A 15,420-nucleotide genomic window follows, 5' to 3' on the forward strand; every position below is an offset into this window, starting at 1 on the left:
CCCTCGGGGTGACGCGGTGATGCCTACGGGATCAGTGGTGGCCGTGGCCGCTGGTGATCTCGTGGTGCTCCTCGGCGGTCGGCTTGGGGATCTGGCTGCCCTCGCCGTAGAAGCCGCGGGAGAGCTTGGCCCGGGTGCGGGTGACGACGCCGGCCTTGCGGGCCACGCCGTTCTCGTCCGCCTGGGCCGGCAGCTCGACCGGCTGGTTCTGGTCGTGCGCGGTGAGCTTGTACAGGTCCTTCTGCGGCAGCTGGGCGTGCACCTCGACGAACTCGCCGTGCGGCAGGCGCTTGATGACGCCCGTCTCGCGGCCGTGCAGCACCTTCTCCTTGTCACGGCGCTGGAGGCCGAGGCACCAGCGCTTGGTGATGATGAAGACGACGACCGGGACGACGAAGAAGCCGACGCGGACGAAGTAGGTGACCGAGTTGATCGACAGGTGCAGGTGGGTGGCGAACAGGTCGTTGCCACCGGCCATCAGCAGGATCAGGTAGAGGCTGATCCAGGCGGCGCCCAGGGCGGTGCGGACCGGGGCGTTGCGCGGGCGGTCCAGGATGTGGTGCTCGCGCTTGTCGCCGGTGATCCAGCCCTCGATGAACGGGTAGGCCGCGATCGAGACCAGGACCAGCGGGAAGATCGCCAGCGGGACCATGACACCCAGGTTGAGGGTGTGGCCGCCCCAGACGCTGATCTCCCAGCCCGGCATGACACGGATCAGGCCCTCGGAGAAGCCCATGTACCAGTCCGGCTGGGCGTCCGTGGACACCTGGTCGGGACGGTACGGGCCGTACGCCCAGATCGGGTTGATCGTGGCGATCGCCGAGATGACGGCGATGAGGCCGAACACCAGGAAGAAGAAGCCACCGGCCTTGGCCATGTAGACCGGCATCAGCGGCATGCCGACGACGTTCTTCTCGGTCTTGCCCGGGCCCGCCCACTGGGTGTGCTTGTGGTAGAAGACCAGGATCAGGTGCGCCACCAGCAGGCCGAGCATGATGCCCGGGATCAGCAGCACGTGGATGGTGAAGAACCGCGGCACGATGTCGTGGCCGGGGAACTCGCCCCCGAACAGGAACATCTGGACGTAGGTGCCGATCAGCGGGACGGCGAGGATCGCGCCTTCCATGAAGCGGATACCGGTGCCCGACAGCAGGTCGTCCGGCAGGGAGTAGCCGAAGAAGCCGTCGAACATGCCCAGGACCAGCAGCAGGAAGCCGAAGACCCAGTTGATCTCACGCGGCTTGCGGAACGCGCCGGTGAAGAACACGCGCATCATGTGGACGAGCATCGCGGCCACGAAGACCAGTGCGGCCCAGTGGTGGATCTGCCGGATCAGCAGACCGCCGCGGACCTCGAAGCTGATGTCCACCGTGGAGGCGTAGGCCTCCGACATCGGGATGCCCTTGAGCGGCACGTACGAGCCGTCGTAGACGACCTCGGCCATCGAGGGCTTGAAGAACAGCGTCAGGTAGACGCCGGTCAGGATGATGATGACGAACGTGTAGAGGCAGATCTCGCCCAGCATGAAGGACCAGTGGTCCGGGAAGATCTTCCTCAGGTTGGCCTTGGCGAGGGAGTAGATCCCCAGCCGGCCGTCAGTCCAGTCAGCCGCGGCTTCCCACTTGTTGGCGGGCTTTTCACGCGTGCTGGAGGGCTTGGCGGCACCGGTCGTGGTGCTGCTCGCGCTACTCATCGAGCACGCTCCCAGTAGCTCGGGCCGACGGGCTCCGCGAAGTCGCCGGTGGCGACCAGGTTGCCCTTCTCGTCAGTGATGATCTTCAGCTGCGGCAGCGGGTGGCCGGCCGGGCCGAAGATCACGCGGGCGCCGTCCGCCAGGTCGAAGGTCGACTGGTGGCAGGGGCAGAGCGCGTGGTGGGTCTGCTGCTCGTACAGGCTGATCGGGCAGCCGACGTGGGTGCAGATCTTGGAGTAGGCGAGGATGCCCTCGAAACCCAGCTCCTTGGACTTGTCGTCCTTGATGTCCTCGGGCGCGATGCGGACCAGCATCAGGGCGTCCTTGGCGATCCGCTGCTGGAAGTCCTCGCTGTGCGTGGACAGGCCCTCCGGCATGGCGAACGTGAGCGAGCCGACGATGATGTCCTCGGGCTTCATCGGCTGCATGGTGTTCATGTTGATGAGCTGCAGCGGCTTGGCCTCGGTCGCCTCCTTCCAACCGGTCTCCTTGAGCTTCTTCTCGGGAAGCGGGCCAAGGTCACGGAGCAGGACCACGCCGGAGAGCGGGACCAGCGCCATGGAGCCGATCAGGGTGTTGCGGATCATCTTGCGGCGGCCGAAGCCGGACTCGGCGGCACCGGTCTTGAACTGCTCGATGACGTCGTTGCGGACCTCGTCGGAGGCCTCGATCGGGTGACGCTCGGCGGGCAGCTCGACGTCCGACATCAGCGTGCGGGCCCAGTGGACCGCACCCGCGCCGATCATGAACAGCGCGACGCCCAGGGTCAGGCCGAGCGCGAAGTTCAGCGCGCTGACGTGACCGAGCGGGAAGATGTAGACGATCTTGTCCGGGTCGATGGCCACGTACGAGGCGATGAACCCGACGGTGGCGAGCATCGAGACCACGAACATCAGCGAGACCTGGCGCTCGGCACGCGAGGCGGCCTTCTCGTCGATGTCGGTGCGACGGGGCTCGTGGGCCGGCAGGCCCGGGTCGGCGAACGGGCTGCCGTGGTCGGCCACCTCGCCGGCGGAGCCGTGCGGCTCCGGGAGCTTCTCTTCTGACATGTCGTGGCTCATGACTTCTTGGCCTTGGTGGTGTGGGCGGCGACCCAGATCGCGACCGCGATGAGCGTGCCGAGGCCGAAGATCCAGCCGAACAGACCCTCGGTCACCGGACCGAGGCTGCCCAGGGTGAGACCGCCGGGGTTGGGCTCATCGTTGGTGGTGTGGCGGACGAAGGCCACGATCTGCTTCTTCTGCTCCTCGGGCATGGTGGTGTCCGGGAACGACGGCATGTTCTGCGGGCCGGTCTGCATGGCCTCGTAGATGTGCTTGGCGTCCACGCCCTCCAGCGACGGGGCGTACTTGCCCTTGGTCAGGGCACCACCCTGGCCGGCGAAGTTGTGGCACTGGGCGCAGTTGGTGCGGAACAGCTCGCCACCCTTGGAGATGTCCTCGGGGTTGGTCGAGGTGAACTGCTCCTCCGTCGGGGTCACCGGGCCGGGACCGAGGGAGGCGACGAAGGCGGCGAGCTGGTCGATCTCCGCCTGCGAGTAGATGTTCTTCTTGCGCGGGACCTGGGCGCCGGGCTGCTGGGCCGGCATGCGGCCGGTGCCGACCTGGAAGTCGACAGCGGCGGAGCCGACGCCGACCAGGCTCGGACCGTCACTGCTGCCCTGGCCGTTCAGGCCGTGGCAGGAGGAGCAGCCCACGGCGAAGAGCTTCTTGCCCTCATCGATCGCGAGCGACTGCGCGGCGACGTCGGCCTGCGCCTTGTCGGCGGGCGCGAACGCGGCGTACAGCCCCCCGGTTGCCGCCAGGGCGAGAAGTAGGACGACCAGCGCCGCCAATGGGTGGCGCCGTCGTGCGGAGAGCTTTTTCACGGAATAACCCCGGTGTCAGGATCTGGTCGACTGGTGGGTGCACCCGGCGGCCGGTCTGGCCGGCACGAGGCTGCCTGTCTAGGGCTGCGCGCGCGGTCGGTCGGTGGGAGCGTCGGCACCGGCAGAAGCGGCCCGTCGCCGGTGAGGGCGGGGGCCGCAGCCGGTGGCCAGCGACCTGATCAGCTGGTTACTTGATCAGGTAGATGGTCGCGAACAGGCCGATCCACACGACGTCGACGAAGTGCCAGTAGTACGACACGACGATCGCGGCGGTGGCCTGCTCGTGCGTGAAGCGCTTGGCTGCGTACGTCCGTCCCAGGACCAGCAGGAAGGCGATCAGACCACCCGTCACGTGCAGCCCGTGGAAGCCGGTGGTCAGGTAGAACACCGTGCCGTACGGGTCGGAGGACAGCGACAGGCCGTCCTTCTTGACCAGCTCGGTGTACTCGAAGACCTGGCCGCCGATGAAGACCGCGCCCATGGCGAACGTGAGGATGAACCACGCCCGGAGCTTCTTCACGTCTCCGCGCTCGGCGGCGAACACGCCGAGCTGGCAGGTCAGCGAGGAGAGCACCAGGATCGTGGTGTTGACCGAGGAGAAGGGCACGTTGAGGGCGTGGGCCTTCTCGGTCCAGAACTCCGGCCCCTTGACGGAGCGGAGCGTGAAGTACATCGCGAAGAGGGCCGCGAAGAACATCAACTCGGAACTGAGCCAGACGATCGTTCCGACGCTGACCATGTTCGGCCGGTTGACCGATCCGTGCGCGTGCCCGGTTTCTACTGCTGTTGCTGTCGCCACGACGGACATTATGTCGGTCCCTTATTCCGTCTTCACGTCGGGGGGTGTCCCTCGGAGTGTCCGGTGCGTGCGGTATGCCCGCTTGGGGGGCGACGGGGTGTCCGGACGGGGACTGAGCAGCGGCGTGTCCCTTTTCTGATGGTTCCTCGGAGGAGCCTACGACCCCGTTGCCCGGCGCGTCGGTGCACGGTCGGAGTAGCCGCGGGAGGTAGGGGGGAGGGCTTCCGGGTGAGCCGTACGGGTGGACCGGGCGGGGTCGGGTGACGGGCCGTCCTCCAGGCGGGTGAGTCCAGGGCGCGGCGGCTTGAGGAGGAACGTGCGCGAGGGGGACTCGGCGGAGGGTGATCGGGAGTAGCATCCGGATCAGGCGAACGTGGTCCGGATCACACTTGAGGGAGCAGGGCCCATGGCGTACACGACCGATGAGACGCTCACCGTCCTCGTCTACAGCGACGACCGCAACACCCGCGAGCAGGTGCTGACGGCGCTCGGCCGTCGGCCCGCCGAGGATCTTCCGGAACTGTCCTACCTGGAGTGCGCGACCACCCCCGCGGTGCTCAAGGCACTGGAGAAGGGGGGAGTGGACCTCTGCGTGCTGGACGGCGAGGCCGTTCCGGCCGGCGGGCTGGGCCTCGGGCGCCAGCTCAAGGACGAGATCTACGGCTGCCCGCCGGTCCTGGTGCTGATCGGCCGGCCGCAGGACTCCTGGCTCGCCGCCTGGAGCCGGGCCGACGCCGCCATCTCCCGTCCGGTGGAGCCGGTGGCACTGGCCGGGGCGGTCGCCACCCTGCTGCGGGACCGGCTGGCGAAGCGGACTCCGGCCGTCCGCTGAAATCCGCGCCAGGAGTAGGAAAGACAGGGGTAGAACCGGGCCCTCCGCTCGATAGGCTGGCTCCATCCGTACGGACGTCCCCGGAGCGGGGAACCGACAACAGCTGGAGTCAGCCATGGTGAACGTGAACCCTGCGAACGGCGGTAGCGACCCCGCGCAGGTGGTCCGCACCTGGCCGGACCTCCTGGCGGCACTGTTGCAGGGGGAGGACCTCGACCGCTCGTCCACCGCGTGGGCGATGGACCGGATCATGAGCGGCGAGGCGTCCCCCGTCCAGGTGGCCGGGTTCATGATCGCGCTGCGGGCCAAGGGCGAGTCGGTGGAGGAGATCGCCGGCCTGGTCGACGCGATGTACGCGCACGCCGAGCCGCTGGAGATCCCCGGCCCGGCGGTGGACATCGTCGGCACCGGCGGGGACCGGGCGAAGACCGTCAACATCTCCACCATGTCGGCGATCGTCGCGGCGGCGGCCGGCGCCAAGGTGGTCAAGCACGGCAACCGGTCGGCCTCCTCGGCCAGCGGCTCCTCGGACGTGCTGGAGAAGCTCGGGGTGGCGCTGGACCTCTCCGCCCGGCGGGTCGCCGAGGTGGCCGAGGAGGTCGGGCTGACCTTCTGCTTCGCGGCGAAGTTCCACCCCTCGATGCGGCACGCCGCCACCGCGCGGCGCGACCTCGGGGTGCCGACCGCCTTCAACATCCTCGGTCCGCTGACCAACCCGGCCAAGGTCACCGCGCACGCCATCGGCTGCTTCGACACCCGGCTGTCCGGGCTGATCGCCGGGGTGCTGGCCCGGCGGGGCGCCACGGCGCTGGTCTTCCGCGGCGACGACGGGCTGGACGAGCTGACCATCACCACCACCTCCCAGGTCTGGCTGGTGCGCGACGGGGTCGTCACCGAGACCACCTTCGACCCGCGGGACGTGGGCATCGAGCTGGTCGGCATCGAGGCGCTGCGCGGGGCGGACGCCTCGTACAACGCCGAGGTCGCGCGGCGGCTGCTGGCCGGGGAGCACGGGCCGGTGCGGGACGCCGTCCTGCTGAACACGGCGGCGGCGCTGGTCGCGCTGGAGCTGGGCGACGCGCCGCTCACCGAGCAGCTGGCGGCCGGCATGGAGCGGGCCGCGAAGGCGATCGACTCCGGCGCCGCGCAGGACCTGCTGCGGCGCTGGTCGGAGGCCACCAGCCGGGCCTGAGGCGGCAGTTGGGGAGCCCGTGCCGGTACGCCGGTGCGGGCTCCCGTGCTGTCCGGATGCTGGATGCCCGTTTGACCGCCCGGTGGACCCGGCCTAGAGTCTTCGCCAGGTCATGAGTGACAGCGCCAAGCCCCAGCTGGCTGTCCGGCAACCCTCCGTCCGTGGCGGGGTGCCCTGGGTGAGGACCGGGTCGTCACGGCAAGCCGTCCGTGCGACAAGCGCGGACGCCCGACGACTGGTACTCCCGGGGTCCCTTACCCCAGAAGGAGTGCATCCTCATGTCTCTGGCCACCGAAATCCGCACCCCGCTCGCCGTCCTCGGCGCCGACGTCCAGGTCCCGCTCGTCAGCGGTGAGAAGGTCGGCTACGCGGCGCTCGACTACGCGGCGAGCTCGCCGGCGCTCCAGCGGGTGTGGGACGACGTCGCCGCCTACGCGCCGTACTACGGCAGCGTCCACCGCGGGGCCGGGTACCTCTCCCAGCTGTCCACCGACCTGTTCGAGCAGAGCCGCCGCACCGTCGGCGAGTTCCTCGACCTGCGCGAGGGCGACCAGGTGGTCTTCACCCGGGCCACCACCGACTCGCTCAACCTGCTGGCCTCCGCCGTTCCGGCCGGCACCCGGGTGTTCGCCTTCGAGACCGAGCACCACGCCTCGCTGCTGCCCTGGGCGCACGCCGGACTGGACGTCACCTACCTGCGGGCGCCGCGCTCGCGGGCCGAGGCGGTGGCCGCGCTGGACGCCGCGCTCGCCGAGGCGCCCGAGGGCCCCAGGCTGCTCTGCGTCACCGGCGCCTCCAACGTGACCGGCGAGCTGTGGCCGGTCGCCGAACTGACGGCGACCGCGCACCGGCACGGCGCCCGGGTGGTGCTGGACGCCGCCCAGCTGGCGCCGCACCACCGGGTCTCGGTGCGCGAGCTGGACGTCGACTGGATCGCCTTCTCCGGCCACAAGATCTACGCGCCGTTCGGCGCCGGGGTGCTGGCCGGCCGGGCGGACTGGCTGGACGCGGCCGAGCCGTACCTGGCGGGCGGCGGGGCGACCCGGACGGTGGCCCGGGAGGCCGACGGCTCGGTGGCCGTGCAGTGGCACACCGGCCCGGCCCGGCACGAGGCCGGCTCGCCGAACGTCATCGGCGCCTACGCGATCGCCTCGGCCTGCCGGGCGCTGACCGAGGCCGGCTTCGACGGGCTGGAGGCCCGCGAGCAGCAGCTGATCGCCCGGCTGACGGCCGGGCTGGCCGGGATCCCGCAGGTCAAGGTGCTGAACCTGTTCGGCGAGGGCTCCGCCCGGGTGGGCGTGCTGTCCTTCGTCGTCCGGGACTGGAACAGCTCGCACTTCTCCGCCGCGCTGTCCGCCGAGTACGGCATCGGGGTGCGCGACGGCCTGTTCTGCGCCCACCCGCTGGTGCGCACGCTGCTCGGCGACGAGGACGAGGCGCCGTCCGAGTGCGGTGCGCCCGAGCCCTCGCTGCCGGGCGAGCGCAGCCTGAACGCGATCCGGGTGAGCTTCGGCGCCGGGACGCCGGACGAGCACGTCGACCGCTTCCTGACCGCCGTCCGGGAGCTGGTCACGCAGGGCGCGGCCTGGAACTACCGCAACGAGGGCGGGCGTTGCGTCGCCACCGTGCAGGTCGAGCGGGGCCGGCGCGCCGAGGGCTGACCGCTACTCGTCCAGGCCGAGGGCGAAGGCGGCTTCCAGGTCGTGCTGGGAGTAGGTGCGGAAGGCGATCTGGGTCTCGGTGTGGGCCACGCCCGGGACCTTGTTGAGCCGGCCCGGGATGACCTCGGCCAGGTCGTCGTGCCGGCGCACCCGCACCATCGCCACCAGGTTGTAGCCCCCCGTCACCGAGTAGACCTCGCTCACGCCGTCGATGGCGGCGATGGATTCGGCGATCTCCGGGATGCGGTCGACACTGGTCTTGATCAGGACGATGGCGGTGATCACAGTTCGGGCTCCTTTGTGGGGTGCCGCCAGCGTATCGGGCGTCAGCCCGGTCGTCGCGGGGGGTGGCGGACCACGGTGCAGGCGTAGAGGAACCCGGCCGAGAAGCCGATCACGTGGACCAGGTACGCCACCCCGGGCCCGGCCGCGTGCACCGACCACCACTGCAGGGCGAACCAGAGGCCGAGCACCAGCCAGGCGGGGAAGCGCAGCGGCAGGAAGAGCAGCAGCGGGACGAGGGTGGTCACCCGGGCCCGGGGGTGGAGGCGCAGGTAGGCGCCGAGGGCGGCGGCGATCGCCCCGGAGGCCCCGATGAGCACCCGGGTGGAGTTCGGCGCGTGCGCCTCGGCGAGCGCGAAGCCGTACGTGGTCAGGCTGCCGGCGGCCAGGTAGAAGACGGCGTACCGGGCCCGGCCCAGCCGCCGTTCGACGGTGGGGCCGAAGACCTGGAGGAAGAGCAGGTTCCCGAGCAGGTGCAGCCAGCCGGCGTGCAGGAAGAGCCCGGTGAGGACGGACAGCGCCGGGCGCTTGCCCGGGGTCGGGGCGGCCGGGCAGCCGGGGACCGGGTCGGGCGCCTCGGCGAGCTGTTCCGCGGTCAGCGGCCGTCCGGCCAGCACCTCGGCCGGGACGGCGCCCCAGCGCTGCTCGTACCGCTGCTCCGCGCAGACCCGGGCCTGGCCCGTGCCGTACAGCGGGTTGAGCCCCGCGGCCGGGCCGAGCAGGAAGACCAGGGTGTTGAGGGCGATCAGGGCGTAGCTGACCACGGGGGCGGTCGCCGCCGGGCGGCCGCCCCGGGCGGCGGTGTGGTCGGGGACCGCGAGCGCCATGCGGCCAAGCATCCCTCCGGGCGCCGGAGGTGACACGGCGGTTTACGGCAGGTGGACTAGCCCGGGTGTTCAGGCAACCGGTGGTCGCGACGGTTGCCCCAGGCAATAGGCTTGGGGCGGGCATTCCCGCCTCCCGCCGCCGACGCCGGGGCTCCGGGGGGAGCGCCTGCCCCACCCAGGGACCACCCGAGAGGACCCCCGATGACCGTCCCCGCTCTGACCGCCGAGACGCGCTGGCGCTGCACCCTGTGCGGCAACCTCACCCGCTTCGACGTGACCCGCACCGCGCGGGTGACCGAGTTCCTGCACTTCGACCTGGCCGGCGAGTCCAAGGTCGAGGAGACCGAGGTGCTGAGCGAGACCGTCGAGTCGGTGCGCTGCCGCTGGTGCAACGCGGTGGACCAGGTCGAGCTGGTGGCCCGTCCGGGCGCCGACGAGGCGCAGGGCCCCGCCGACCAGGGCTGATCCCCGCCGCCGCGGCGGGGTGGGTGCGCGGCGCACCCGCCCGCGCCGCACGGGACAATACAGAACAGGACGCACGGAGCGTGCCGACGGGGGCGGCCGCGGCCGTGCCCCGCTGGACCAGGATCGGAGCCGAGGACGTGGTGGACGCAGCGAAGGAGCCCGGCGAAGCCCAGGGGCTTCAGCCCGCTGCGGCCGAGGCCCCGGCCGAGGCTGCCGGGGTGGTGGACGGCGCCTCCGGGTCCGCGGCGGAGCGCGCCGTCGAGAAGCTCGACCGGCCGCTGCCCGAGGGCGTGCGCCGTCGCGTGGTCGGCCTGGCCTCGGACGCGCTCGGCGGGGTGCCGTCGGCCGAGCTCCCGCAGAGCCTGCGCCAGTACGTCAAGTTCACCCCGGCGCGGCGGGCCAAGTACGCGGCCACCGCGCTGGCGGCGGCGCTGGAGGCGGAGCCGGCCTTCCGGGTGCGGATAGCGGAGCGGCTGCGCCTCGGGCAGCCGGACCTGGTGAAGGCGCTGGAGTCGGGCACCGTCCCGAGCGCGGCCGATCCGATGGACGTCGCCGCCGCCGCCTACCTGGTGCGGTCGACGGGCTGGAGCCGGCTGGTCGCCGAGGCCGGCGAGGAGGCCGAGCGGGCCGGCGCCGAGGACGCCGCCGCGGAGGCGGCCCGGCTGGTGGAGAAGCTGCAGGCCGAGCTGGCCGAGGTGCGGGCCGCGGCGCGGGCGGACGCGGACCGGCAGCGGGCCGAGTCGGACGGCGTCCGCAGGGAGGCCGAGTCGCTGCGCAAGAAGGTGCGGTCGCTGGAGAGCGACACCCGCCGGGCGCAGGCCGAGACCCGCCGGGTGGCCGGTGAGCTGGATGCCCTGAAGGCGCAGGCCGCGGCCGAGCGCGGCGCGGCCGAGAGCGAGGCGCGCCGGCTCCGGCACCGGGTCGTGGAGCTGGAGAACGCGGCCGAGCAGGGCCGCCGGTCGGCCCGCGAGGGGCGCAGCGTCGAGGACATGCGGCTGCGGCTGCTGCTGGACACCGTGTTGCAGTCGGCCCAGGGGCTCCAGCGGGAGCTGGCGCTGCCGGTCGCCCAGATCCGCCCGGCGGACCTGGTGGAGGCGGTGGTGCCGGGGGCGGCCTCGCCGCACGACGTGGCCCGGCGCGGGCTGGCCGAGGACGATCCGGCGCTGCTGGACCAGCTGCTGGCGATCCCCCAGGTGCACCTGGTGGTGGACGGCTACAACGTGACCAAGACCGGTTATCCGACGCTGCCGCTGGAGCAGCAGCGGATCCGGCTGCTGGGCGGGCTGGCGATGCTGGCCCAGCGGACCCAGGCGGAGGTCACCTGCGTGTTCGACGGGCAGGACCTGGACGTCCCGGTGATCATGGCGCCGCCGCGCGGGGTCCGGGTGCGGTTCAGCCGCACCGGGGAGACGGCCGACGAGCTGATCCGCCGTCTGGTGCGGGCCGAGCCGCAGGGCCGTCCGGTGGTGGTGGTGTCCACCGACCGGGAGGTCGCGGAGGGCGTGCGGAAGGCGGGCGCGCGCCCCGTGGCGTCGGTGCTGCTGCTGAACCGGCTGGCCCGGCCCTGAGCCCGGGGCGATTCGCATGATGCCTGGTCAGGGAGCATTTCGGGGTGTTGTGCGAGTCCGGTGAAGTCAGCGTGGGGACCTGAGTTCACGCCTTCGGGGGAGTGGCAGAACGGATAGATCTTCACTAGGGTCTGGCGTCAAACCTATTTTCCGGAATCTCATCCCATCAGGTGAGTCCGTTGGAAGAAGGAGCCGGTCCCTTGGCCTCCCACCGCCGTCCCAAGCAGCCGAGCCGCGCACGGATCTCCGTGCTCACCGCGGCCGCTGCGACCGCGGTCGCCCTCTCCGCCCAGGTGGCCGCGCACGCCGCGCCGCAGCCGAACAAGACGGACGTCAAGGCGCAGATCGACCAGCTCCAGGAGGAGCAGGAGCAGGCGGCCGAGAAGTACAACGGCGCCAAGGAGCGGGCCGACCAGCTGCGCAAGCAGGCCGACCAGCTGCAGGACCAGGTGGCCCGCGGCCAGGAGCAGATGACCCAGCTCCAGGGCGGCCTCGCCGAGGTGGCGGGCGAGCAGTACCGCAGCGGCGGCATCGACCCGTCCGTCCAGCTGATGCTCTCCTCGGACCCGTCCGGCTACCTGGACAAGGCCTCCACCGTCCAGCAGGCCAGCACCAGTCAGGCCGAGGCGCTCAAGGGGCTGCTGGACCAGCAGCGCCGGCTGGACCAGGAGAAGACCGAGGCGGCCGCCGTCCTCGCCTCGCTGGACACCACCACCAAGGACCTGAACCAGGCCAAGGCGGACGTCAACACCAAGCTGAAGGCCGCCCAGGACCTGCTGAACTCGCTGAGCTCCGCCGACCGCGCCGCGCTGCGGGCCCAGCAGGCGCAGGACGACCGCGCCTCGCGCGGCAGCGACCGGGTCGACCTGAGCAACCTGCCGCCGGCCAGCGGCTACGCGGCCACGGCGCTGGCCAAGGCGATGAGCAAGCAGGGCTCGCCGTACGTGTGGGGCGCCACCGGGTCGACCACCTTCGACTGCTCGGGCCTGATGGTCTGGGCGTACGGGCAGGCGGGCGTCTCGCTGCCGCGCACCTCGCAGGAGCAGGGCCACTACGGCACCCGGGTCCCCTCGCTGGACCAGGCCCAGCCGGGCGACCTGGTGATCTACGGCCCCGACATGCACCACGTCGGGATGTACATCGGCAACGGCATGGTGGTCCACGCGCCGCACACCGGTGACGTGGTGAAGGTGATGAAGGCCGACGCGATGTCGATCAACACCATCCGCCGGGTCTGACGGCCCGACACGCCCGGGGGCTCCCGCGGGGGCCTGTGAAAAGCGCCACCTCCGTTCGGGGTGGCGTTTCGGGTTTCCGGCCCTTCGGCGACCACATGGTGAGAACCGATCAGCCTTGTGTGCAGTGATGGTCACCATCGGTCATTTTCACAAAGGAACTTGGGTAATCTTCTGTCTTTTTTCTGACAAGGATTTGAACCGATCACGGTTCAGTTACTAGGGTCATGCTCCGAACCACCGCACTGTCGATCGCCCAGCCAGGGTGGCGGCGGTGGTTACCGTCGAGTTCGCGAGGCAGCGGGACAGGTCGAAGCGACTGTCCGACAGGGGAGCCCAGTGGTAGGGGGCGCTGCGGAGCGGAGCCGGGGAACCACGTTCCTCCGGGGTGAATCGGCGCCAGGTCGGCCGCTGGAACGGCCGTGAGGCGTCGTAGGGCATGCTTCCGGCCCGAACCCGTCAGCTCACCCGGTAGGCGGACGTAGGAAGAAGGAGTCCGCCTTCGTGGCGTCCCATCGTCGTCCCAAGCCCGCCGGCCGCGCCCGGGTCTCGATCCTGACCGGCGTCGCCGCCGCAGCCGTCGTCCTCTCCGCGCAGGGTGCCCACGCGGACCCGCAGCCGACCAAGGAACAGGTCAAGGGGCAGGTCGACCAGCTCAACGAGCAGGCCGAGGTCGCGACCGAGAACTACAACGCCGCCCAGGCCAAGCAGCAGGACCTGGAGAAGCAGGTCTCCGGCCTGCAGGACCAGGTGGCCCGTCAGCAGGCCCAGGTCACCGAGCTCCAGGGCGGCCTCGCCGAGATCGCCGGCGAGCAGTACCGCAACGGGGGAATATCCCCCACCGTCCAGCTGATGTTCTCCTCCAGCCCGGACAGCTTCCTCAGCCAGGCCGACGCGCTGAACCAGGCCGGCAGCACCCAGAAGGGTCAGCTGAAGGAGCTCCAGGAGCAGCAGCGCAAGCTCGACCAGGACCGCAACGAGGCCCAGGGCAAGCTCGCCGAGCTGGAGTCGACCACCCAGCAGCTGAAGGCCTCCAAGGACGAGGTCCAGGGCAAGCTGAAGGCGGCCCAGGACCTGCTCAACACGCTGACCGAGCAGGACCGCCAGGCGCTGCGCCAGGCCGAGGAGAAGGCCGCCGCCGAGGCGAAGGCCAAGGCCGACGCCGCCCAGGCCCAGCAGCAGCAGGCCGACCGCGCCTCGCGCGACAACAGCCGCGGCAACCTCTCGGCCCCCACGACCACCGCTCCGGTGAACGTGGCCCCCGGCAGCTCGCGCGGTGCCGCCGCGCTGTCCGCCGCCGCCTCCAAGATCGGCAGCCCGTACGTCTGGGGCGCCACCGGCCCGGGCTCCTTCGACTGCTCCGGTCTGATGGTCTGGGCGTACAACCAGGCCGGCGTGTCGCTGCCGCGCACCTCGCAGGCGCAGGCCTCGGCCGGCGCCCGGCTCGGGACGGACCTCTCCAAGGCCCAGCCCGGCGACCTGCTGATCTTCTACACGGACGCCCACCACGTCGGCATCTACGCCGGCAACGGCCAGGTGCTGCACGCTCCCAAGCCGGGCGCGTCGGTGCGCTACGAGGCGGTCACCAACATGCCGCTGACCGGCATCGTGCGGGTCTGATCCCCGCTCGGACGTCTCCAGGCCCGGTCTCCCCCAGGGGAGGCCGGGCCTGCGGCTTTTCCGGCGGCTCGATCTGATGTCCGATTGGGGAGTGAATATTCGGGTTGGGAGGGGTTTGGACTCGCTTGCCCGGACTCGCTAACGTCTGCCACCGGACTCCCGCTCGACGGCCGCCCTTCCCGGTGCGGCGGCGGGGCCGCGCCGCAGGATTGGAGCCGCTGCCGCCATGCCCGTGCACCGCCGTTCCCAACTGCTCACCCGGGCGCTGGTGCTGACCGCGGCCGCCGCCACCGCGTTGGGCGTGGCCACCGGAGGCAGCGCCCAGGCGGCCCCCGCTAGCCCCGACCCGGCGGACCGTCAGGACGTCAAGACCCAGGTCGAGCAGCTGTACGACGAGGCCGAGCAGGCGTCCGAGAGGTTCAACGCCGCGGAGGAGGCCCAGCGGCGGCTCCAGGGCGAGACCACGATCCTCCAGGGCGAGATCGCCCTCGCCCAGGACCAGCTCAACGGGCTGCGCGGCGACCTGGCGATGGTGGCCGGGGCCGAGTACCGCGGCGGCGGGATGACCCAGACCGCCCAGCTCATCCTCTCGCCCGACCCGGAGGGCTACCTGGCCCGCGCCCGCACCCAGGGCCAGGCCGCCGTGCGCCAGCAGGAGACCCTGCACGAGCTGATCACCCGCCAGCGCCGGCTCGACCAGCGCCGCACCGAGGCGGCCGACAAGCTCGCCGAGCTGGACCGGACCCGCCGTTCGCTCGCCGACAGCAAGCAGCAGATCCAGCAGCGGCTGGCCGGGGCCCAGAAGCTGCTGAACGGCCTGGGCGCCGTCGAGCGGGCCCGGCTGGCGGTCCAGGACGCCCGGGACGCCGAGCAGCGCGCCACCCGGGGCACCGACCGGCTGGACCTCGGCACCGCCCCGCCCGCCTCCGAGCGGGGGGCGGCCGCGCTGGCCGCCGCGGTGCGGATGATCGGCTCCCCGTACGTCTACGGCGCCGCCGGTCCGCACGCGTTCGACTGCTCCGGTCTGATGTACTACAGCTGGCGGCAGGCCGGAGTGACCCTGCCGCGCACCTCGCAGGCCCAGGCGTACGCCGGGCAGCGGATCAGCCTGTCCGAAGCGCGACCGGGAGACCTGGTGATCTTCTACCGGGACATGCACCACGTCGGCATGTACGCCGGCGGCGGCGTGATCGTGCACGCCCCCCGCCCGGGCGCCAGGGTCCGCTACGAGAGCGTCACCGCCATGCCGGTCTCCGGGGTGGTCCGGCTCTGAGCGCCCCGCCGTCCGGCCCGGCCGGACCCGCCGACATACGTCGCCCCCGCCGCGTGCTGTCCCGGCGGGGCGCGCTGCTGCTCGCGGCCGGCGGGCTGGCCCAGCT

At 71.6% G+C, this 15,420-nt stretch carries 14 protein-coding genes and 2 riboswitches; of the genes, 8 read left to right on the top strand and 6 right to left on the bottom strand.

Annotated elements, in window-relative coordinates; genetic code table 11:
- Positions 1 to 31 precede the first annotated feature (31 nt).
- The 4 genes from ACFU6K_RS11020 to ACFU6K_RS11035 all read right to left on the bottom strand — a co-directional run bounded on the left by ACFU6K_RS11020 (position 32) and on the right by ACFU6K_RS11035 (position 4,368).
- Entirely contained in the window at positions 32 to 1,693 is a 1,662-nt protein-coding gene (locus ACFU6K_RS11020) for a cytochrome bc complex cytochrome b subunit (RefSeq protein ID WP_380662260.1), read from the bottom strand.
- Positions 1,690 to 2,742 (bottom strand): Rieske 2Fe-2S domain-containing protein, encoded by a 1,053-nt coding sequence (locus tag ACFU6K_RS11025; RefSeq protein ID WP_380662261.1) that lies wholly within the window; start codon positions 2,740 to 2,742, stop codon positions 1,690 to 1,692. Before ACFU6K_RS11025 ends, ACFU6K_RS11020 begins: the two co-directional genes overlap by 4 nt.
- A gap of 8 nt (positions 2,743 to 2,750) precedes the next feature.
- Complete coding sequence (locus ACFU6K_RS11030; protein WP_380662262.1) at positions 2,751 to 3,560, bottom strand: c-type cytochrome; 810 nt, start codon at positions 3,558 to 3,560, stop codon at positions 2,751 to 2,753.
- Positions 3,561 to 3,747: 187 nt separating this feature from the next.
- Positions 3,748 to 4,368: a heme-copper oxidase subunit III gene (locus tag ACFU6K_RS11035; protein ID WP_049651835.1), complete on the bottom strand. Its 621-nt coding sequence runs from the start codon at positions 4,366 to 4,368 to the stop codon at positions 3,748 to 3,750.
- A 397-nt stretch (positions 4,369 to 4,765) separates the two neighbouring features.
- Between ACFU6K_RS11035 and ACFU6K_RS11040 the strand changes: the two genes are divergently transcribed.
- The 3 genes from ACFU6K_RS11040 (at position 4,766) to ACFU6K_RS11050 (ending at position 8,044) form a co-directional block, all read left to right on the top strand.
- Positions 4,766 to 5,191, top strand: coding sequence for a hypothetical protein (locus ACFU6K_RS11040; protein ID WP_049651834.1), 426 nt, complete (start codon positions 4,766 to 4,768; stop codon positions 5,189 to 5,191).
- 115 nt (positions 5,192 to 5,306) lie between these two features.
- A complete protein-coding gene (trpD, locus tag ACFU6K_RS11045; protein WP_380662263.1) occupies positions 5,307 to 6,383 on the top strand; it encodes an anthranilate phosphoribosyltransferase in 1,077 nt (358 codons plus the stop codon).
- A gap of 108 nt (positions 6,384 to 6,491) precedes the next feature.
- A riboswitch (SAM riboswitch) is annotated at positions 6,492 to 6,610 on the top strand.
- 51 nt (positions 6,611 to 6,661) lie between these two features.
- Positions 6,662 to 8,044, top strand: a complete 1,383-nt coding sequence (locus ACFU6K_RS11050; RefSeq protein WP_380662264.1) for an aminotransferase class V-fold PLP-dependent enzyme — start codon at positions 6,662 to 6,664, stop codon at positions 8,042 to 8,044.
- 3 nt (positions 8,045 to 8,047) lie between these two features.
- Here ACFU6K_RS11050 and ACFU6K_RS11055 read toward each other — a convergent pair whose 3' ends face one another.
- Positions 8,048 to 8,329 carry an Lrp/AsnC family transcriptional regulator gene (locus tag ACFU6K_RS11055; RefSeq protein WP_049651832.1) on the bottom strand — a complete coding sequence of 94 codons (282 nt, stop codon included), beginning with the start codon at positions 8,327 to 8,329 and terminating at the stop codon, positions 8,048 to 8,050.
- A gap of 41 nt (positions 8,330 to 8,370) precedes the next feature.
- Positions 8,371 to 9,153, bottom strand: a complete 783-nt coding sequence (locus ACFU6K_RS11060) for a rhomboid family intramembrane serine protease (protein WP_380662265.1) — start codon at positions 9,151 to 9,153, stop codon at positions 8,371 to 8,373.
- Positions 9,154 to 9,354: 201 nt separating this feature from the next.
- Here ACFU6K_RS11060 and ACFU6K_RS11065 point away from each other — a divergent pair, with 201 nt between their 5' ends.
- The 5 genes from ACFU6K_RS11065 (at position 9,355) to ACFU6K_RS11085 (ending at position 15,314) form a co-directional block, all read left to right on the top strand.
- Positions 9,355 to 9,618, top strand: a complete 264-nt coding sequence (locus ACFU6K_RS11065; RefSeq protein WP_380662266.1) for a hypothetical protein — start codon at positions 9,355 to 9,357, stop codon at positions 9,616 to 9,618.
- Between the two features lie 218 nt (positions 9,619 to 9,836).
- The gene (locus ACFU6K_RS11070; protein WP_380662270.1) at positions 9,837 to 11,186 is read left to right on the top strand and encodes an NYN domain-containing protein; all 1,350 of its coding nucleotides are present in this window, start codon (positions 9,837 to 9,839) and stop codon (positions 11,184 to 11,186) included.
- 200 nt (positions 11,187 to 11,386) lie between these two features.
- Entirely contained in the window at positions 11,387 to 12,424 is a 1,038-nt protein-coding gene (locus tag ACFU6K_RS11075) for an NlpC/P60 family protein (RefSeq protein ID WP_380662267.1), read from the top strand.
- Positions 12,425 to 12,761: 337 nt separating this feature from the next.
- Positions 12,762 to 12,915: riboswitch (cyclic di-AMP (ydaO/yuaA leader) on the top strand.
- Between the two features lie 10 nt (positions 12,916 to 12,925).
- Positions 12,926 to 14,041, top strand: coding sequence for an NlpC/P60 family protein (locus ACFU6K_RS11080; protein ID WP_380662268.1), 1,116 nt, complete (start codon positions 12,926 to 12,928; stop codon positions 14,039 to 14,041).
- 226 nt (positions 14,042 to 14,267) lie between these two features.
- Complete coding sequence (locus ACFU6K_RS11085; protein ID WP_380662269.1) at positions 14,268 to 15,314, top strand: NlpC/P60 family protein; 1,047 nt, start codon at positions 14,268 to 14,270, stop codon at positions 15,312 to 15,314.
- The last annotated feature ends 106 nt before the right edge of the window (positions 15,315 to 15,420 follow it).

Origin of the sequence: Kitasatospora sp. NPDC057512 (assembly GCF_042802135.1) — a bacterium.
In the GTDB taxonomy this organism is placed as follows: Bacteria; Actinomycetota; Actinomycetes; order Streptomycetales; family Streptomycetaceae; genus Kitasatospora.

What these genes read in the sequence shown, in the direction of transcription:
- ACFU6K_RS11020 (WP_380662260.1), bottom strand. Translation starts at nt 1,693, where the DNA reads ATGAGTAGCGCGAGCAGCACCACGACCGGTGCCGCCAAGCCCTCCAGC.
- ACFU6K_RS11085 (WP_380662269.1), top strand. Translation starts at nt 14,268, where the DNA reads ATGCCCGTGCACCGCCGTTCCCAACTGCTCACCCGGGCGCTGGTGCTG.
- ACFU6K_RS11050 (WP_380662264.1), top strand. Translation starts at nt 6,662, where the DNA reads ATGTCTCTGGCCACCGAAATCCGCACCCCGCTCGCCGTCCTCGGCGCC.
- ACFU6K_RS11035 (WP_049651835.1), bottom strand. Translation starts at nt 4,368, where the DNA reads ATGTCCGTCGTGGCGACAGCAACAGCAGTAGAAACCGGGCACGCGCAC.
- ACFU6K_RS11040 (WP_049651834.1), top strand. Translation starts at nt 4,766, where the DNA reads ATGGCGTACACGACCGATGAGACGCTCACCGTCCTCGTCTACAGCGAC.
- ACFU6K_RS11060 (WP_380662265.1), bottom strand. Translation starts at nt 9,153, where the DNA reads ATGGCGCTCGCGGTCCCCGACCACACCGCCGCCCGGGGCGGCCGCCCG.
- trpD (WP_380662263.1), top strand. Translation starts at nt 5,307, where the DNA reads ATGGTGAACGTGAACCCTGCGAACGGCGGTAGCGACCCCGCGCAGGTG.
- ACFU6K_RS11065 (WP_380662266.1), top strand. Translation starts at nt 9,355, where the DNA reads ATGACCGTCCCCGCTCTGACCGCCGAGACGCGCTGGCGCTGCACCCTG.
- ACFU6K_RS11025 (WP_380662261.1), bottom strand. Translation starts at nt 2,742, where the DNA reads ATGTCAGAAGAGAAGCTCCCGGAGCCGCACGGCTCCGCCGGCGAGGTG.